We start from the raw sequence: 17,390 nt of genomic DNA, 5'->3' as shown, positions 1-17,390 counted from the left end.
TCCGCGTCAATCCGTGGCCCAAACCGCTTTCCAGCGTCAACCCGCGGCCCAACAGGCTTTCCAATGAACGACACGCCCCGCCATACCCGCCTGTCCGGCCTTGAGCCGCTGGTCATCACTCCCGACCTGCTGTTCATCAACATCGGCGAGCGCACCAACGTCACCGGCAGCGCGCAGTTCCGCAAGCTGATCAAGGACGGACGCTACGAGGAAGCGGTGGATGTGGCGCGCCAGCAGGTCGCCAGCGGCGCGCAGATCCTCGACGTCAACATGGACGAGGGCATGATCGATTCGGAGGCGGCGATGACGCGCTTCCTCAAGCTGATCATGTCCGAGCCCGATATCGCCCGCATTCCGGTGATGGTCGACTCGTCGAAGTGGAGCGTGATCGAGGCCGGGCTGAAGTGCCTGCAGGGCAAGAGCGTGGTCAACTCGATCTCGCTCAAGGAAGGCGAGGACGAGTTCATCGAGCAGGCGCGCAAGGTGCTGCGCTACGGTGCCGCCGCGGTGATCATGGCTTTCGACGAGGACGGCCAGGCCGACACCAGCGCGCGCAAGGTCGAGATCTGTACGCGCGCCTATCGCATCCTCACCGAGGAAGTCGGCTTCCCACCCGAAGACATCATCTTCGACCCGAATATCTTCGCGATTGCCACCGGGATCGAGGAACACGACAACTACGCGGTCGATTTCATCGAGGCCACGCGGATCATCCGCCAGACCCTGCCGCACTGCCATGTCTCCGGGGGCGTGTCGAACGTGTCGTTCTCGTTCCGCGGCAACGAGACCGTGCGCCAGGCGATCCACTCGGTGTTCCTGTACCACGCCATCCAGGCCGGCATGGACATGGGCATCGTCAATGCGGGCGGCATGCCGATCTACGACGACCTCGACCCCGAGCTGCGCGAGCGCGTGGAGGACGTGGTCCTGAACCGCCGCAAGGACAGCACCGAGCGCCTGCTGGAGCTGGCCGAGAAGTACAGGGGCAGCAAGGGCCAGGCCAAGGCCGAAGACCTGTCCTGGCGCGAGAAGCCGGTGCGCGCGCGGCTGGCGCACGCGCTGGTGCACGGCATCGATGCGTACGCCGAGCTGGATGCCGAGGAAGCGCGACAGCTGTCCTCGCGCCCGCTGGACGTGATCGAAGGTCCGCTGATGGATGGCATGAACATCGTCGGCGACCTGTTCGGCGCCGGCAAGATGTTCCTGCCGCAGGTGGTCAAGTCCGCGCGCGTGATGAAAAAGGCGGTCGCCTACCTGCTGCCCTTCATCGAGGCCGAGAAGCTGCGCACCGGCGACACCGGCAAGAACAACGGCAAGATCGTGATGGCGACGGTCAAGGGCGACGTGCACGACATCGGCAAGAACATCGTCGGCGTGGTGCTGGCCTGCAACAACTTCGAGGTGATTGACCTGGGCGTGATGGTGTCGGCACAGAGGATCATCGACGCCGCGATCGCCGAGAACGCCGACCTGGTCGGCGTCTCCGGCCTGATCACGCCTTCGCTGGAGGAGATGGGCCACGTCGCGCGCGAGATGCAGCGCCAGGGCCTGACCGTGCCGCTGATGATCGGCGGCGCCACCACCTCGCGCGCGCACACGGCGCTGAAGATCGACCCGTTCTACAAGTCGCCCACGATCTGGGTGAAGGACGCCTCGCGCGCGGTCGGCGTCGCGCAGTCACTGGTCTCGGCCGAGCTGCGCACGCCTTTCGTGGCCGCCAACGAGTCCGACTACGCCGAGATCCGGCAGCGTCACCGCAACCGCGGTGATGCCAAGCGGCTGGTGTCGCTGGAGAAGGCTCGCGGGCAGAAGTTCGACGGCGGCTGGACCGACTACCAGCCACCGGCGCCGAAGCAGCCGGGCCTGCACGTATTCGAGGACTACCCGCTCGAAGAGCTCATCGCATGCATGGACTGGACGCCGTTCTTCCAGGCCTGGGAGCTGGCGGGCAAGTATCCGGCCATCCTCACCGACGAGGTCGTCGGCAGCCAGGCCACCGAGCTGTACGGCGACGCCCGCGCGATGCTCAAGCGCATCGTTCGCGAGAAGTGGCTGACCGCCAGCGGCGTGTTCGGGCTGTGGCCGGCGAACAGCATTGGCGACGATGTGGAAGTGTCTGCTCCTCCCCCTCCCCTTCAAGGGGAGGGCCGGGGTGGGGATGGTGTGGCTTCAGGTGACCGCCACGTACACCACCCCCTCCCAAACCCTCCCCTTCAAGGGGAGGGCTTCAAGCCGACGCGGCTGCACTTCCTGCGCCAACAGGTCGACAAGCCCGTCGAGCGCCCCGACTTCTGCCTGGCCGACTTCATCGCGCCGAAGGACTCCGGACGTCAGGACTGGATCGGCATGTTCGCCGTCACCGCCGGGATCGGCATCGAGCCGCACCTGGCGCGCTTCCTCGCCGACCACGACGACTACAACGCGATCCTGCTCAAGGCGCTGGCCGACCGCCTGGCCGAAGCCTTCGCCGAACGCCTGCACCAGCGCGTGCGCAAGGAATTCTGGGGCTTCGACGCCGACGAATCGCTCGACAACGATGCGCTGATCGCAGAGAAGTACCGCGGCATCCGCCCGGCGCCCGGCTATCCGGCCTGTCCCGAGCACAGCGAGAAGGAAACCCTGTTCCGGGTGCTCGACGCGGGCCACAACGCAGGCATGACCCTGACCGAGAGCTTCGCGATGCTGCCGACCGCGGCGGTCTCGGGCTACTACTTCAGCCATCCGCGCAGCCAGTATTTCGTCGTCGGCCGTGTGTCGAAGGAGCAGGCGCAGGACTACGCCAAGCGCAAGGGCGTGGGCCTGACGCAGGCGGAACGCTGGCTTGCCTCCAACCTGGATTACGACCCGGAATGAGTCGCTGCGGGGAGATCGTCCCGCGTGGCGACGCGCTCATCTTCTTCGCACGTAGAGATCGGGCGGCGCGGCTCGCGTCCAACCTCGACTACGATCCGGAATGACGCCAGCCGGGACCGCTCAGGCCGCGCTGGCCTGGCGCGTCGCCATCGTCCCGATCATCGACTGCACCGCCACGGCGGTTTCATGCGGGCGCTCCATCGGGAACAGGTGGCTGCCCTCGACCCAGGCCACGCGCCCCTGCGTGGCTGCGCGGGTCGCGCGCATGCCGACATGCCGCACCTCGCGCGAGCCGGTGCCGCCGATGAATCCGATCGGCGCAAGCGCGGACCGGGCTGCGGACACGACCGTCATCGTCGGCAGGCTGCGGTAGATCGCCAGCTCGATGTCGCGGTCGAAGGCGAGTACGCGGCTGCCGTCGTCCCGGGCCAGCGTGCCGTGCTCGGCATAGTGGCGCAGCGTGCGGGGCTCCCAGCGCGCGAACGAGGCGCGCGCGGCGAAATGCGCGTGTACGGCGTCGACGTCCGGCCAGGTCTGGCGACGCCTGCGCGTTTGCCGGATCGGCATCATGTAGCGGTCGAAACCGAGCTGGCGCCCACAGCGCACCAGCTGCGCGCTGAATCCGCAGATCAGCGGCGAATCCAGCAGCACCACGCCGGCGACGCGATCACCCAGTGCGGCTGCCGCGAGCGTGCTGACGTAGCCACCGAGCGAATGCCCGACCAGCCACAGCCTGTCGCCCGGATCGACCTGCGCCTGGATGTGGTCGACCAGTTGGCGGGCCAGTCCCGGCCACCGCGGCGCGACAGGATAGTCGGCGCCATGACCGAAGCGCGCAACCGCCGACACCGCGAAGCGCGTGCGCCAGGCGTCGAACAATTCGCGGTAGACCTCGCCCGGAAAGCCGTTGGCGTGCGCGAAGACCAGATGCTCGCGCCCATCCCGGCCCGGTTGCATCGTGTCCACGACTACCAGACCAGGTCGTCGGGAACCTGGTACTTCGGATCGGCGTAGGGATCGTCACCAGCGGGCGCATCGGGATCGACCTTGAGCGCGACCGCCGCGGCGAAGATCGATTCGGCCTCTGCCAAGTCGGCCGCGCCCACCAGCACATAGCGTCCGTTGTGCTGCACCACGCCCAGTTCACCGGCGTTGAGCGCCTTGAGCTGGTCGGGAGTGACGTAGACGCGCTTGATCTTGCCGCCATAGGAAAAGTGCCGCGCGATCTCGGCTTCGGCATCGTTGAGGGTGCGCCCCTTGAGGAACTCATCGAGCTTGGCGCGCGCTTCCCTCCGCAGCCGCGCCTCCTCCTGGCGCTGGCGTTCGGCCTCGATGCGTTCGTCTTTCTCCCTCTGCGCGCGGATCGCGTAGGCCTTGGCCAGGTCGATGTCCTCGCGCGTGCGCGGCTTGCCGTCCCTGCGCGACTTGCCGTCCGTACGGGCGTCCATACGCGGCCTGCCATCCATACGCGGCCTGCCGTCCGTACGCGGCTTGCCATCCGTACGCGGCTTGCCCTCGGTACGCGGCTTGCCGGCCGGCGCGCCGGCGGCGGGCCGGCGCTCGCCCTTGTTCGGCCCACGCTGCGGCGCCGGCTTGCGCTCGCGCGCAGGAGTCGGCGCGGGCTTGAAGCCCAGGCCCAGCAGTTGGTCGCGCAACGAGTCGGTCATGGTGCGGGTCAGTAATGCGGCGGCGGCGGCTCGAGGCCCGGATCCCCGGAGCCGTCGCCGCGCGTGAGTTTCAGGTCTTCGAGCACGCGCCTCAACAGCCCGGCGTTGGAAACCGCCTCCAGCCGCATCTGCGTGAGCGCGTCGTTGAGTTCGGAAATCAGCTCGTCCTGGAACGCCAGGCGGGTTTCCAGTTCGATCAACCGCTGTTCGAATGCATCAGGCATGGCGCTCAGTCCCGGCGGATGGAGCGGCCGCGGCCAATGCCCCAGTAGGCGATGCCGGCCGACTCGACCTCGGCCGGATCGTACAGGTTGCGGCCGTCGAAGATCACCGCGTCGCGCAGGCTCTGTCGCAGCAGCTTGAAATCGGGGCTGCGGAACTGCTTCCACTCGGTGACCACGGCCAGCGCGTCCGCGCCCTGCAGTGCGTCCACGTCGCTGTCGCACAGCACCAGATCGTCGCGCTCGCCGAAGATGCGCTGCGCTTCCCCGCGCGCTTCCGGATCGAAAGCACGCACGCGCACGCCCGCATCCCACAGCTGTTGCAGCAGGCGCCGGCTCGAAGCCGCGCGCATGTCGTCGGTGTCGGGCTTGAAGGCCAGCCCCCACAGCGCGACGGTCTTGCCGCGCAGCGCCTCGGCCGCGCCGTAGTGGCGCAGGACCAGTTCGAACAAATGCCCCTTCTGGCGCTCGTTCACCGCCTCGACCGCATTGAGCAGGATCGGCTCGTGCCCGTGCTGGGCGGCGGTGCGCGCCAGCGCCTGCACGTCCTTGGGGAAGCACGAACCACCGTAGCCCGCGCCGGGATAGATGAAGTGCCGGCCGATGCGCGGATCCGAGCCGATGCCCTTGCGCACCTGCTCCACGTCCGCGCCCACCTTCTCGGCGATCCCGGCGATCTCGTTCATGAAGCTGATCTTCGCGGCGAGCATCGCGTTGGCGGCGTACTTGGTCAGCTCGGCCGAACGCACGTCCATGGCGACGATGCGATCGTGGTTGCGGTTGAACGGCGCGTACAGCCTGCGCAGCTTCGCGACCGAATCCTCGCTGGCGCTGCCCACGACGATGCGGTCAGGGCGCATGCAGTCCTCGACTGCCGCACCCTCCTTCAGGAATTCGGGGTTGGAGACCACGTCGAAGTCGATCGCGGCACCGCGTGCGGACAGCTCGCCGGCGATGGCCTCGCGCACCCGGTCGGCGGTGCCCACCGGCACCGTCGACTTGCTCGCAACGATTGCCGGCGCCTGCAGGTGCCGGCCGATGCTCCGTGCCACCGTCAGCACGTACTGCAGGTCGGCGCTGCCGTCCTCGTCGGGCGGCGTGCCGACAGCAATGAAGATGATCTCGGCCGACGCCACCGCGGCGGCGGCGTCGGTCGTGAACCGCAGACGGCCGGCGGCATGGTTGGCCCGCACCATCGGCTCCAGGCCGGGCTCGTAGATCGGCACTACGCCCTGCTGCAGACCATCGATCTTGGCCTGGTCGATGTCGACGCAGACCACCCGATGACCGACTTCCGCCAGGCAGGTGCCGCTGACCAGGCCGACATAGCCGGTCCCGAAAATCGCTACATGCATCTCTTGCGCCCGCCTGCGTGGATCAACGCGCGATCAGCGCGAGGCGCTGACGATGTCCAGCAGCTCGACCTCGAACACCAGGGTGGCATTCGGGCCGATCGGGCCGCCGGGCGTGCCCTGCTCGCCGTAGCCGAGCTTGCCGGGGATCCACAGCTTGTACTTGCTGCCGACCGGCATCAGCTGCAGACCTTCCTGCCAACCGGGCACGACCTGCGCAAGCGCGAACTCGACCGGCTCGCCGCGCGCGTAGGAATCATCGAACACTTCGCCATCAAGCAGGGTGCCGCGATAGTGCACGCGCACCGTGTCGCCGGCCGTGGGGCGCGCGCCTTCGCCGGCGGTCAGCACCTGGTACTGCAGGCCGGACGCGGTCGCCTGCACGCCCTCCTTCTTGCCATTCTCGACCAGGAACTTCTCGCCTTCCTCGGCGTTGCGCTTGGCCGATTCCTGCATTTCAGCCATCTGCTTGGCCTGCATGCGCATGCTGAAGTCCTGCATGACCTGCATCGCCTCTTCCTGGCCAATCAGCGGCTCCTTGCCGTCGATCGTGCTGCGCACCGCCTTGAACAGGGTGTCGAGGTCGACCTCGTCCTTGGCCGCCTTCAGGCTGTCGCCGATCTGCATGCCGATGACGTAGCTGACCTGCTCGCGCTCGGTCTTCATGCCGCCGCGCGCGTCGACCGCAGGCGAGGACGCCTTGTCGCCGCTGCCGTCGACCGGCTTGCCGGTTTCCTTGTCCAGCGGCTTGCAGGCCAGCAGCGCGAGCGACAGCGTCGCGCCAAGCACGACCAGGGAGGTGGAACGGTTCGTAACCTTCATCGGGGGTACTCCAGTCGGAATTCGGGATGCGTATTTCGGAAGAAGACCGCGGCGCGGGGCCGCAGGCTTCACAGGATGTCGAGCAGTTCGACCTCGAACACCAGGGTGGCGTTCGGGCCGATGATCGGGGGGCTGCCGCGCTGACCGTAGGCGAGTTCACCCGGAATCCAGAACCGGTACTTCGACCCGACCGGCATCAGCGTCAGGCCCTCGGTCCAGCCGGCGATGACCTGGTTGAGGCCGAACTCGGCCGGCTCGTCGCGGGCAAGCGAACTGTCGAACTCGGTGCCGTCGAGCAGGGTGCCGCGGTAGTGCACGCGGACACGGTCGCCAGGTTTGGGGCGCGCGCCGGAACCCGAACGCAGCATGCTGTACTGCAGGCCCGATCCGGTGGCAAACACGCCCTTGGCGCTGCGGTTGCGTGCCAGGAACTCGGCGCCGGCCTGGCGGTTGGCTTCGGCCTGCCGCCGCGCCCGGTCGCGTGACTGCTGCTCGAGCGCAGCGCGCGCCTGCGACGCCTGGTCGGTGTCCAGCAGCGGCGTGCCGCCCTCGGCCACCGTGCGCGCGGCCTGCACCAGCACCGGCAGGTCGATGGCGTCGGCCAGCGGCGCCAGCGACTGTCCAACATTGAGTCCGGTCAGCAGCCCCACCTTCGTCTTGTCCACCGCAGGCGGCTGCGTGCCAGGCGCCAGGCCCGGCACCTGTCGACCACTGCGCGCGGCCACGCGCTGCATCAGCCCCTGTCCCACGCGTATTGCTTCCTGCTCCTCGATCAGCGGGGCGCCGCCGGCCATGGCGTGCGCAACCGCGCGCTCGAAGCTGGCGAAGTCGATGTCGGGGGCGGCCGCGACCAGCGACTGGCCCACGTCCATGCCGATCACGTAGCTGATCCGTTCACGCTCGCTGGCCAGCGAGCCCGCGCCCTGCGCCTGCAGCGCCCACGCGGCGCCGGACACGAGCAACGCAGACAGACCCAGCGCGGCCAGGCCACGCATCAAACGGTTCATGGGATGGAAGACTCCGGGAGGCGCCGCGGCTGCGGCGCAAGCCCTCTATTGTCGCGAGCCTCGAGTCCGCCGGCAATCGCCTGCGAGCCCTCGCCGCCAGCGGCGTTCAGCCGCTCACGCACCCGGCCTGGGCGCCTTGAGCGCGCGCTCGATGGCGGCCACGATCGACGGATCCTCCGGAAGCAGCCGGCTGCCCCACGAGGCGATGACCTTGCCATCGCGACCCACCAGGTACTTGTGGAAGTTCCAGGCGGGCGCTTCGCCGGTGCTCGCCAGCAGATCGCGGTACAGCGGCGTGGCCTTGTCGCCGAGCACGTGCACCGGCTCGAACATCGGGAATTTGACCCCGTAGGTCAGGGTGCAGAACTCGGCGATCTTCTCCTCGTCCTCGAACTCCTGGTCCCGGAAATCGCCCGACGGGAAGCCGAGCACGGAGAAACCCTGCGCCTTGTAGCGCGCGTGCAGCGCCTCCAGCCCCTCGAACTGCGGCGCCAGCCCGCACTTGCTGGCCGTGTTGACGATCAGCAGCACCTGGCCGCCGTAGGTCTGGGCGAGGTCGACCGGCTGCTTTTCGGTCAGCGGCCGGAAGCTGCGGTCAAGCAGGTCGGAGGCCGAAGTTGCCGCCGAAATCAGGAGCAGGGCCAGCAACACAACGTATCTCGTTGTCTTCATTGGATTTTCCGCCAGCAGAGGTGGGGTGCGGCGCCAGACCCTGTCTTTAGTTGGGTGCATTCGGACGCCTGGGTGCTTGCGTCTATCTGTTCTGGTGTTATAGTTAGATACAACACCTATCCACCAGAGCAGGACGGCCATCATGAACCGCAAGCTCCGCAACACGATACTGGCTTTCTCCGTGACCGGCACCGTGTTCGCCCTGGGCCTGCTGACGGCCCGTCCGGCGATGCCGGACGACGGCCGGATGCCTGCCTCGATCACTGCCGCGGCGACACCGGCCGCTCAGTCCGACCTGGACGCCGCCGCGATCGACGGCATCGAGGCGCGGATCCTGGCGCGCAGCCGTCAGTTCGAGGACGACATCGTCAACGCCGCATCGCTGGAGGCCACGATGGCGCTGACCGCGGGCTTCGTGGCCACGGCCACCACCGAAGCCGTCTTTTCCGAAATCCTGTCCAGGGACATCACCAACACCGGCGCCGATCGCGCCAATCCGGACGCCGCCCCGCCTCCGCGCCATCGGCGCAGCGTCCGCGGCGCGTTTGCCGTCCCCTACTTCTCGTTCGCACGCGGTACGGGCCGCGGCGGCCGGAGCTGATGCCATGACCAACATCCAGTGGAGCGACGGCGCTCCCATCTACCGCCAGCTCAAGGAGCGCGTCATCGCGATGATGCTCGACGGGCTGCTCAAACCCGGCGACGCCCTGCCCTCGGTACGGCAGGTGGCCGCCGAATACCAACTCAATCCGATCACCGTCTCGCGCGCCTACCAGGAGCTGGCCGACGAGGCATTGGTCGAAAAACGCAGGGGCCTTGGCATGTACGTCACCGAAGAAGCGGCGAAGAAACTGCTGGTCAACGAGCGCGAGCGCTTCCTGCGCGAGGAATGGCCACTGGTGCTGGAGCGCATCCAACGCCTGGGGCTTTCGCTCGAGAAACTGTTTGAGGCCCAGCCACAGGGAGACGCCCGATGAGCGCCGTGATCGACACCGTGCCAGTGGTGCAGGCACGCGGCCTGCGCAAGGCCTACAGGAACAAGCTCGCGCTCGATGGCGCCAGCTTCCACATCGACGCCGGCCGCATCGTCGGCCTGATCGGCCCCAACGGCGCCGGCAAGACCACCGCGCTCAAGGCCATGCTTGGCCTGATCCCGTTCGAGGGCGAGCTGAGCGTGCTGGGCCGCGACCCGCGCAGCGAGCGCGACGAGCTGATGAACGACGTGTGCTTCATCGCCGACGTCGCGGTGCTGCCGCGCTGGCTGCGGGTGCGCGAGGCGATCGACTTCGTCGCCGGCGTGCATCCGCGCTTCGACCGCGACCGCTGCGAGCGCTTCCTGGCCAACACCCAGCTCAAGCCGAAGCAGCGCGTGCGCGAGATGTCCAAGGGCATGATCGTGCAGCTGCACCTGGCCCTGGTGATGGCGATCGACGCACGCCTGCTGGTGCTCGACGAGCCGACGCTGGGCCTGGACATCCTCTATCGCAAGCAGTTCTACCAGCGCCTGCTGGAGGACTACTTCGACGAGCACAAGACCATCGTCATCACCACCCACCAGGTCGAGGAGATCGAGCACATCCTCACCGACGTGATGTTCATCCGCGACGGCAAGGTGGTGCTGGATGCGCCGATGGAAGACGTGGGCGGGCGCTTCGTGGAGGTGCTGGTCAACGCCGACCAGGCAGAGGCCGCGCGACAGCTCGGCCCGATCGACGAGCGCTCGCTGCCCTTCGGCAAGACCGTGATGTTGTTCGACGGCGTGGCCCAGGCCGCGCTGTCGCCCCATGGCGAGACCCGCACGCCGGGCCTGGCCGACCTGTTCGTCGCCACGATGAAAGGAACCTACGCATGAACGCCGCCGCACATCCCCTGTCCGACAGCCCGCGTCCGGCCGGTGCAGCGCACGTTTCCCCTGCCCGCCGCTTTGGCTGGCTGCTCCGGCGCGAATTCTGGGAGCACAAGGGCGGCTTTCTGTGGGCACCGCTGGTGGCCGGCGGGGTCTCCCTGCTGCTCTCGGCGATGGGCATCGCCATCGCCATGGTGGCCGCGCGCGACTCCATGCCCGAGGACGTCGACATCTCGCTCGACACCGGCACCCGGATCCAGCTCAACGGCCTGGACCTGGGCATGCTGACCTCGCAGCTTGGACATCAAGACCTGGCCCGGCTGGGCGACGGGATCGACGTGACGCTGATGCTCGCTTCGGGCTGGCCGTTCCTCGTGCTGGCGTTCGTGATGTTCTTCTACTGCCTGGGCGCGCTGTACGACGAACGCAAGGACCGCAGCGTCCTGTTCTGGAAGTCGCTGCCGCTGTCGGACAGCTCGACGGTGCTGTCGAAGGTGGCCAGCGTCGTGCTCGTGGCGCCCCTGATCGCCACGATCGCGTCGATCCTGACCATGTTCGGCTTCCTGCTGCTGATCAGCCTGATCGTGCTGTTCTACGGCGGCAATCCGGTGGAACTGCTGTGGGGCCCGGCCAGCCCGGCGCTGATCTCGCTGCAGTACATCGCCGCGATTCCCGTCTATGCCCTGTGGGCGATGCCGACCATCGGCTGGCTGCTGCTGTGCTCGGCCTGGGCGCGCAGCAAGCCGTTCCTGTGGGCGATCATGATCCCGCTGTTCGCAGGCATCTTCGTGGCCTGGCTGCAGTTCCTGGGCGTGTTCGAGGACGCCGCGGTGCCGTTCTTCCGCAACATCGTGCTGCGCGCGCTGACCAGCATCTTCCCGATGACGTTCATGGACCTGGAATACCTGCAGAGCGTCGACTTCGACGTACCCGGCGCGGCCCGCAACCTGATGAACCCGGTCGGCGTGTACCGCAACCTGGCCAGCATCCAGCTGTGGGGCGGCGTGGCCGCCGGCGCCGCGATGATCTTCGCCGCCATCCGCCTGCGTCGCTGGCGGGATGAGGGGTGAGCGAACGCGCTTGGTCGATGCCCTATCGGCATCGACCGCGTTCGCGAACGCCCGGCCAAGGATGGCCGGGCCGGATGGATCCGGAGCATGGATGTCGCGCCATGGATGGCACCTCGCCCCTACCGAAGCGAACGCACCGCAGCCGTGAAGCCCTATCGATGGCTGGAGCCCGGAAACCCGCGGAGTCACACCGGCGCCCCACCCCGCGTCACCTCACCTTCCTTCGCCACTGAGGACACCGCCGTGAAGCACGTCGCCACCCTTGCCATGCTCGTCTGCCTCCCGCTCCTCGCTGCCTGCCAGCGCGACGCCGATCCACCGCCGCCCGCGAGTGATGCGCAGACCGACGCCGATGCGCGCCCGGCACCGCAGACCGCCCTGGGCCGCACCGTCGCCAAGGCCATGGACGAAGCCCGCCGCGAGCTGCACGAAGGCAACCTGAGCCTCAACGGCGACTACGACGTCCAAATCAACGGCAAGCGGATCAGGCGCGAAGCGGGCGACCTGCCCGCCGCCGAACTCACGCCCGACGGGCAGCTGATCGTGGCCGGCACGACCGTCGCCATGGACGATGCGAGCCGCGCCCTGGCACGCAAATACCGCGCCGGTCTGCTCGCCATAGCCGAAGCGGGCATGGACCTGGGCGTACAGGGTGCGGACCTGGGCATGCGCGCGGCCGCGGACGCGATCGGCAGCCTGTTCCGCGGCGACACCGAACAGATGGAAAAGCGCGTCGAGGCCGAAGCGGAGAAGCTGAAGGCGACGGCCATGCAGCTTTGCGAGCAGTTGCCTGCCCTGCTGGCCGCGCAGCAGGCGCTCGCCACGGCCGTGCCGGAGTTCGCCCCGTATGCGCGGGTGGAGACCGGCGACATTGAGGATTGCAACGAAGAGGCCAAATCGGGCCGCGGCATCAGCGTCTTTGCGGACGACCCCGCTGCCGAGGCCGACGCCGCGGCCGACAGCACCCACTGACGGCACGATGCCGGTTCCGCGGTTAAACCGCGCGCCGCTCTGCCGCATCCCAGTCCGGCACCCACTGCAGAGGAACACCCATGGCCCACATCGCCCGCATCGTCCGCCTCACCCCCATCGCACTGGCGCTCGCCGCCGTCGCCGCCCCGGCCTACGCCGATGACGAGTGCCGCCATTCAGCGCCGCAGAACCTGACGCTCGACCTCGCCGGCGCGACCACGGTGATGTTCGACATCGGGCCGCACAAGCTGCGCGTGGACGCGTCCGCATCGCCCAGCGGCACGGTCAGCGGTCGCGCCTGCGCGTCCAGTGCCGACCGGTTGGATTCGCTGACCGTCTCGCAGGAACGCAGCGGTGACAAGCTGATCGTGCGCCTGCAGCGCGAGGGCGACCTGTCGGCGCTCGGCTTCGGCAAGCGCTACGCTTACCTCACGCTCGAGGCGAGCGTTCCCGACGACGTGCTGGTGCAGCTGGTCGTTGGCTCCGGCGACGCATGGGTGACCGGCGCTGCCGCCGCCAGCGCCGACGTGGGCTCGGGCGACGTCGAGCTGAAGCGCATCGGCAACCGGGCCACGGTCAAGGTCGGCTCCGGCGACGTGGCCATCGATGATGCCGGCGCGCTGAAGGTGCTGTCGATCGGCTCGGGCGACGTGGAGGCCAGCAACCTGCGCGGGGATGCGGAGTTAGGCAGCATCGGCTCGGGCGACTTCAAGCTGCGCCGCAGTTCGGGCAGCGTGTCGATCCAGTCGGTCGGCTCGGGCGACGCGGAGCTGTCCGGCATCGCAGGCGACGTAAGCGTCGGCTCGATCGGTTCCGGCGACCTCGACGCGCACGACATCGGCGGCGACCTCAGCGTGTCCTCGCTCGGCAGCGGCGACATCGACCACCGCGACGTGCGCGGCGCAGTGGACCTGCCGCGAAGCCGCTGACGTTCCTGCGACCAGGAGAAGTACACATGCACAACATCCCGCTTCGTCGAGGCCTACGGCCGGTGCTGCTCGCCGCAGCGCTGCTCCTGTCCCCCACCGTGTTCGCGAACGAGCCTCCGCCCGGCAGCATCAACGACGAGATCCGTGCGGACATGGCCGATGCGCGCCGCGAAGTGCAGGCCGAGCTGGCGGTGGCGCGGGCCGAGCTGGACACCGGCAACCTGGAGCTCGGCCAGAACCTGCGCTTCGGCCGGTCGGACCGGTCCAGCGACAAGTCCGATCCGCTGCCGAAGGCGGAGATCACGCTCGCGGGCGACTTCCTGATCGAGGGCAAGACGGTGGCGATCGACGCGCGGCAGCGGCGCGAACTGCTCGTCTACCGAGAACAGGTCATCGATATCGCCAGGGCAGGCATCGACATCGGCGAGCGCAGCGCGAATGCAGCGCTGGACGCGGTCGACCAGGGCCTGTTCCGGCTGATGTTCAGCGCCATGACCGGCAGCCTGGAGCGGCGCATGGAGAAGACGATCCGGCAGACGGTCGAGCCGGGCGTACGGCAGATCTGCCAGCGCCTGCCGGACCTATACGACTCGCAGCAGCGGCTGGGTGATGCCCTGCCGCAGTTCCGCCCCTACGCCACGCTGCGGGCGGACGACATCGACGACTGCATGCAGCAGGTGCACCAGGAATTCGCGCGGAACTAGCTTCGGGGTGACGCGCCCCGCGTAGTCGACCAGCGCCGGGACGAGCGTGGTCGCAGCGCTGGCACGGCTTCAGCCGCCGCCGGCCTTGCCGTGGATGCCGCCGCGGGTCAGCGCGGCCGGGTCGAGCAGGCGCCGCAGCTGGTCGGCGGGCAGGCCACTGTCTTCCAGCGCGATGTCCAGCACCGGGCGGTTCTCGCGATAGGCGCGTTTGGCGATCGCCGCCGCCTTCTCGTAGCCGATCACCGGATTGAGCGCGGTGACCAGGATCGGATTGCGATGCAGCGCGATATCGATATTGTCCCGGCGCAGCTTCATGCCCGCGATGGTGCTGTCGGCCAGCAGCCGGCTCATGCTGGACAGCAGGCCGATCGAATCGAGCAGGTTGGCCGCGATCAGCGGCAGCGCGACATTGAGCTGGAAGTTGCCGGTTTGCCCGGCCACGGTGATGGCGGTGTGGTGCCCGATCACCTGCGCGCAGACCATCACCATCGCCTCGGGCACCACCGGGTTGACCTTGCCCGGCATGATCGAACTGCCCGGCTGCAGCGCCGGCAGCTCGACCTCGCCCAGGCCCGCCAACGGCCCGGAGTTCATCCAGCGCAGATCGTTGGCAATCTTGATCAGCGCCACCGCCAGCGCGTTGAGCTGGCCTGACATCTCCACCGCGTCGTCCTGCGCGGCGATGCCTTCGAAGCGGTCCGCAGCCGCCTCGAACTTCGTGCCCGCCAGCTTCGACAGCTCGCGCACGACCCTGTCGCCGAATTTCGGATGCGCGTTGATGCCGGTCCCGATCGCGGTGCCGCCGATCGGCAGCCGCCGCAGCCGCGCCAGCGAATCGGAGATGCGCGCCTCCGCCGAGGACAGCTGCGAGGACCAGGCGCCGAACTCCTGCGCGAATGTCAGCGGCATCGCGTCCATCAGGTGGGTGCGACCGGTCTTGACCACCTTGCCGAACGCGCGGCCGCGGCCATCGATGGTCTTGCGCAGGTGGCGCAGCGCCGGCAGCAGGTCCTCGACCACCGCCAGCTGCGCGGAGACGCGGATCGCGGTGGGGATGACGTCGTTCGAGCTCTGGCCGAGGTTGACGTGGTCATTGGGATGCACCTTGCGGCGCGCGCCCGAGGCCAGCGTGGCGATGACCTCGTTGGCGTTCATGTTCGACGAGGTGCCCGATCCGGTCTGGTAGACGTCTATCGGGAAGTGTGCGTCGTGACGCCCTTCGGCGACCTCCAGCGCGGCGGCGTGGATTGCCTTGCCCACGTCTTCCGGCAGCAGTTCGAGGCCGGCGTTGACCGCGGCGGCGGCCGCCTTGACCAGCCCCAGCGCGCGGATGAAGCCGCGCGGCATCGGCTGGCCCGAGACCGGGAAATTCAGCACTGCCCGCTGCGTCTGCGCGCCCCAGAGCGCATCGGCGGGGACCTGCAGCTCGCCCATGCTGTCGTGCTCGGTGCGGAAGCCGGCTTCCGCAGTTGCAGCTTTCCTGGGGCGAGCCATGGTCCATGTCTCCTTGAAAAAGGGGGGCTGCGGCCGCGCTGGCTGCCCGCGCAAGGATACGCCAGGGCCGGAAGCGGTTGAGCCAGGAGAGCTTTTGGCCACGGATGCCGCGAGATGAACACGGATGGAGTGGGTGTAGATCGAAGACACCTGCGGCTCTTGCCGATCCGCGTTCATCCGCGCAAATCCGTGGCCGGAATGCGCCGACTCCCCGCGCCGCTCGTCATGCGCAGCTGGGAATCCGCGAAGGACGCCAGAACCCGAAGGACACTAGAATATGGCCCCCGCCCGCGCCCGACTGAAGCGAATGCCCGCCACCAGCCCGCAAGACGCCGCCCTGCTCGCCCTTTCGCCGCTCGACGGCCGCTACGCCGCCAAGGTCGATGCGCTGCGTCCGATCTTCTCCGAGTTCGGGCTGATCCACGCCCGCGTGCGGGTCGAGATCGAGTGGTTGATCGCGCTCGCCGCCGAGCCGGGCATCGTCGAGCTGCCGGCGTTCGACGTTGGCCAGGTGTCGCAGCTGCAGGCGCTGTGGCAGGACTTCACGCCTGCCGACGCGGCGCGGATCAAGCAGATCGAACGCACCACCAACCACGACGTCAAGGCGGTCGAGTACTTCCTCAAGGAGCGGCTGCAGAGCCTGCCCCCGACTGGATCGGGCGGCGAACCCTCGCTGGCGCAGGCGCTGGAGTTCGTGCATTTCGCCTGCACCAGCGAGGACATCAACAACCTCGCCTACGCGCTGATGCTCGACCGGGCGCGCCGGGAGGTGCTGCTGCCCAGGCTCAACGAGGTCATCGCGAAGCTGCGCCAACTGGCGCACGCGCACGCCGCGCTGCCGATGCTCTCGCGCACGCACGGCCAGAGCGCCTCCCCGACCACCGTCGGCAAGGAGATCGCCAACGTGGTCGCGCGCCTGCAGCGGCAGGGCGAGCAACTGGCCGCGGTGGCGATCTGCGGCAAGGTCAACGGTGCGGTCGGCAACTACAACGCCCACGTCGCCAGCTACCCCGACGTCGATTGGCCCGCGTTCGCGCAGCGCTTCGTGGAATCGCTGGGCATCGAGTTCAATGCCTACACCACCCAGATCGAGCCACACGACTACATCGCCGAACTGTGCGACGCGCACAAGCGCATCGACACCATCGCCATCGACCTGTGCCGCGACATCTGGGGCTACATCTCGCTGGGCTACTTCAAGCAGGCGGTGGTGGCCGGCGAGGTCGGCAGCTCGACCATGCCGCACAAGGTCAACCCGATCGACTTCGAGAACGCGGAAGGCAACTTCGGCATCGCCAACGCGCTGCTGGAGCATTTCGCGGCCAAGCTGCCGGTCAGCCGCTGGCAGCGCGACCTCACCGACTCGACTGTGCTGCGCGCGCTCGGCACCGCCTTCGGCCATGCGCTGATCGGTCATGACGCGCTGCTGCGCGGCCTGGGCAAGCTCGGCACCAACCCCGAGCGCCTGGCCGCCGACCTCGACGCGTCCTGGGAAGTGCTGGCCGAAGCGGTGCAGACGGTGATGCGCCGGCACGGGCTGCCCAACCCCTACGAGCAGCTCAAGGCGCTGACCCGCGGCCAGGGCATCAACGCGGCATCGATGCGCGAGTTCATCCAGTCGCTGGACCTGCCCGAGGCGGACCGCGAGCGCCTGCTGGCCATGACCCCAGGCGACTACACCGGCCTGGCCGCGGAGCTGGCCGCCGGCATCTGAGCACGCGCCTGCTGCTGAACATCGACGTGCCCGACCTGGCCCCGGCCGAGCGGTTCAACGTCAAAGC

17 protein-coding genes are annotated in these 17,390 nt (G+C 68.4%); 9 read left to right on the top strand and 8 right to left on the bottom strand.

Going from position 1 to position 17,390, the window contains the following annotated elements:
- The first annotated feature begins 63 nt into the window (after positions 1 to 63).
- Positions 64 to 2,853, top strand: coding sequence for a methionine synthase (gene metH, locus ACW5EG_RS06310; RefSeq protein ID WP_457017895.1), 2,790 nt, complete (start codon positions 64 to 66; stop codon positions 2,851 to 2,853).
- A gap of 120 nt (positions 2,854 to 2,973) precedes the next feature.
- Here the strand turns inward: metH and ACW5EG_RS06305 are convergent, their stop codons facing one another.
- The 7 genes from ACW5EG_RS06305 to ACW5EG_RS06275 form a co-directional block, all read right to left on the bottom strand.
- Positions 2,974 to 3,810, bottom strand: a complete 837-nt coding sequence (locus tag ACW5EG_RS06305) for an alpha/beta hydrolase (RefSeq protein ID WP_457018423.1) — start codon at positions 3,808 to 3,810, stop codon at positions 2,974 to 2,976.
- Positions 3,811 to 3,821: 11 nt separating this feature from the next.
- Positions 3,822 to 4,520: a DUF2058 domain-containing protein gene (locus tag ACW5EG_RS06300; RefSeq protein WP_457017894.1), complete on the bottom strand. Its 699-nt coding sequence runs from the start codon at positions 4,518 to 4,520 to the stop codon at positions 3,822 to 3,824.
- An 8-nt stretch (positions 4,521 to 4,528) separates the two neighbouring features.
- A complete protein-coding gene (locus tag ACW5EG_RS06295) occupies positions 4,529 to 4,744 on the bottom strand; it encodes a SlyX family protein (RefSeq protein ID WP_457017893.1) in 216 nt (71 codons plus the stop codon).
- Between the two features lie 5 nt (positions 4,745 to 4,749).
- Positions 4,750 to 6,096 (bottom strand): UDP-glucose dehydrogenase family protein, encoded by a 1,347-nt coding sequence (locus ACW5EG_RS06290; protein WP_457017892.1) that lies wholly within the window; start codon positions 6,094 to 6,096, stop codon positions 4,750 to 4,752.
- Between the two features lie 33 nt (positions 6,097 to 6,129).
- On the bottom strand, positions 6,130 to 6,915 hold the full coding sequence (locus tag ACW5EG_RS06285; protein ID WP_457017891.1) for an FKBP-type peptidyl-prolyl cis-trans isomerase: 786 nt from the start codon (positions 6,913 to 6,915) through the stop codon (positions 6,130 to 6,132).
- Between the two features lie 68 nt (positions 6,916 to 6,983).
- A complete protein-coding gene (locus ACW5EG_RS06280) occupies positions 6,984 to 7,922 on the bottom strand; it encodes an FKBP-type peptidyl-prolyl cis-trans isomerase (RefSeq protein ID WP_457017890.1) in 939 nt (312 codons plus the stop codon).
- Between the two features lie 114 nt (positions 7,923 to 8,036).
- The gene (locus ACW5EG_RS06275) at positions 8,037 to 8,594 is read right to left on the bottom strand and encodes a glutathione peroxidase (protein WP_457017889.1); all 558 of its coding nucleotides are present in this window, start codon (positions 8,592 to 8,594) and stop codon (positions 8,037 to 8,039) included.
- 142 nt (positions 8,595 to 8,736) lie between these two features.
- Between ACW5EG_RS06275 and ACW5EG_RS06270 the strand changes: the two genes are divergently transcribed.
- The 7 genes from ACW5EG_RS06270 to ACW5EG_RS06240 all read left to right on the top strand — a co-directional run bounded on the left by ACW5EG_RS06270 (position 8,737) and on the right by ACW5EG_RS06240 (position 14,115).
- The gene (locus ACW5EG_RS06270) at positions 8,737 to 9,195 is read left to right on the top strand and encodes a hypothetical protein (RefSeq protein WP_457017888.1); all 459 of its coding nucleotides are present in this window, start codon (positions 8,737 to 8,739) and stop codon (positions 9,193 to 9,195) included.
- Between the two features lie 4 nt (positions 9,196 to 9,199).
- The gene (locus tag ACW5EG_RS06265) at positions 9,200 to 9,571 is read left to right on the top strand and encodes a GntR family transcriptional regulator (RefSeq protein ID WP_457017887.1); all 372 of its coding nucleotides are present in this window, start codon (positions 9,200 to 9,202) and stop codon (positions 9,569 to 9,571) included.
- Positions 9,568 to 10,446: an ABC transporter ATP-binding protein gene (locus ACW5EG_RS06260; RefSeq protein ID WP_457017886.1), complete on the top strand. Its 879-nt coding sequence runs from the start codon at positions 9,568 to 9,570 to the stop codon at positions 10,444 to 10,446. Before ACW5EG_RS06265 ends, ACW5EG_RS06260 begins: the two co-directional genes overlap by 4 nt.
- Positions 10,443 to 11,510, top strand: a complete 1,068-nt coding sequence (locus ACW5EG_RS06255) for a hypothetical protein (RefSeq protein ID WP_457021088.1) — start codon at positions 10,443 to 10,445, stop codon at positions 11,508 to 11,510. Before ACW5EG_RS06260 ends, ACW5EG_RS06255 begins: the two co-directional genes overlap by 4 nt.
- A 243-nt stretch (positions 11,511 to 11,753) precedes the next feature.
- Entirely contained in the window at positions 11,754 to 12,482 is a 729-nt protein-coding gene (locus tag ACW5EG_RS06250; RefSeq protein ID WP_457017884.1) for a DUF2884 family protein, read from the top strand.
- Positions 12,483 to 12,562: 80 nt separating this feature from the next.
- Entirely contained in the window at positions 12,563 to 13,411 is an 849-nt protein-coding gene (locus tag ACW5EG_RS06245) for a DUF4097 family beta strand repeat-containing protein (RefSeq protein WP_457017883.1), read from the top strand.
- Between the two features lie 26 nt (positions 13,412 to 13,437).
- Positions 13,438 to 14,115, top strand: coding sequence for a hypothetical protein (locus ACW5EG_RS06240; protein WP_457017882.1), 678 nt, complete (start codon positions 13,438 to 13,440; stop codon positions 14,113 to 14,115).
- Between the two features lie 69 nt (positions 14,116 to 14,184).
- On the opposite strand, the gene ACW5EG_RS06235 is transcribed toward ACW5EG_RS06240, so the two are convergent.
- Positions 14,185 to 15,609 carry a class II fumarate hydratase gene (locus tag ACW5EG_RS06235; RefSeq protein ID WP_457017881.1) on the bottom strand — a complete coding sequence of 475 codons (1,425 nt, stop codon included), beginning with the start codon at positions 15,607 to 15,609 and terminating at the stop codon, positions 14,185 to 14,187.
- 307 nt (positions 15,610 to 15,916) lie between these two features.
- Between ACW5EG_RS06235 and purB the strand changes: the two genes are divergently transcribed.
- Entirely contained in the window at positions 15,917 to 17,323 is a 1,407-nt protein-coding gene (gene purB / locus ACW5EG_RS06230; RefSeq protein WP_457017880.1) for an adenylosuccinate lyase, read from the top strand.
- Positions 17,324 to 17,390: the final 67 nt, after the last annotated feature.

It is taken from the genome of Luteimonas sp. A611 (assembly GCF_054072715.1).
This window is presented reverse-complemented; position numbering and strand designations above follow the sequence as displayed.

Bases quoted from the DNA above. Each gene is read 5' to 3' on its own strand.
- ACW5EG_RS06260 (WP_457017886.1), top strand. From the start codon at position 9,568: ATGAGCGCCGTGATCGACACCGTGCCAGTGGTGCAGGCACGCGGCCTG.
- ACW5EG_RS06280 (WP_457017890.1), bottom strand. From the start codon at position 7,922: ATGAACCGTTTGATGCGTGGCCTGGCCGCGCTGGGTCTGTCTGCGTTG.
- ACW5EG_RS06295 (WP_457017893.1), bottom strand. From the start codon at position 4,744: ATGCCTGATGCATTCGAACAGCGGTTGATCGAACTGGAAACCCGCCTG.
- ACW5EG_RS06240 (WP_457017882.1), top strand. From the start codon at position 13,438: ATGCACAACATCCCGCTTCGTCGAGGCCTACGGCCGGTGCTGCTCGCC.
- ACW5EG_RS06270 (WP_457017888.1), top strand. From the start codon at position 8,737: ATGAACCGCAAGCTCCGCAACACGATACTGGCTTTCTCCGTGACCGGC.
- ACW5EG_RS06265 (WP_457017887.1), top strand. From the start codon at position 9,200: ATGACCAACATCCAGTGGAGCGACGGCGCTCCCATCTACCGCCAGCTC.
- ACW5EG_RS06305 (WP_457018423.1), bottom strand. From the start codon at position 3,810: ATGCAACCGGGCCGGGATGGGCGCGAGCATCTGGTCTTCGCGCACGCC.
- ACW5EG_RS06245 (WP_457017883.1), top strand. From the start codon at position 12,563: ATGGCCCACATCGCCCGCATCGTCCGCCTCACCCCCATCGCACTGGCG.
- ACW5EG_RS06290 (WP_457017892.1), bottom strand. From the start codon at position 6,096: ATGCATGTAGCGATTTTCGGGACCGGCTATGTCGGCCTGGTCAGCGGC.
- metH (WP_457017895.1), top strand. From the start codon at position 64: ATGAACGACACGCCCCGCCATACCCGCCTGTCCGGCCTTGAGCCGCTG.
- purB (WP_457017880.1), top strand. From the start codon at position 15,917: ATGCCCGCCACCAGCCCGCAAGACGCCGCCCTGCTCGCCCTTTCGCCG.
- ACW5EG_RS06285 (WP_457017891.1), bottom strand. From the start codon at position 6,915: ATGAAGGTTACGAACCGTTCCACCTCCCTGGTCGTGCTTGGCGCGACG.
- ACW5EG_RS06300 (WP_457017894.1), bottom strand. From the start codon at position 4,520: ATGACCGACTCGTTGCGCGACCAACTGCTGGGCCTGGGCTTCAAGCCC.
- ACW5EG_RS06275 (WP_457017889.1), bottom strand. From the start codon at position 8,594: ATGAAGACAACGAGATACGTTGTGTTGCTGGCCCTGCTCCTGATTTCG.
- ACW5EG_RS06255 (WP_457021088.1), top strand. From the start codon at position 10,443: ATGAACGCCGCCGCACATCCCCTGTCCGACAGCCCGCGTCCGGCCGGT.
- ACW5EG_RS06235 (WP_457017881.1), bottom strand. From the start codon at position 15,609: ATGGCTCGCCCCAGGAAAGCTGCAACTGCGGAAGCCGGCTTCCGCACC.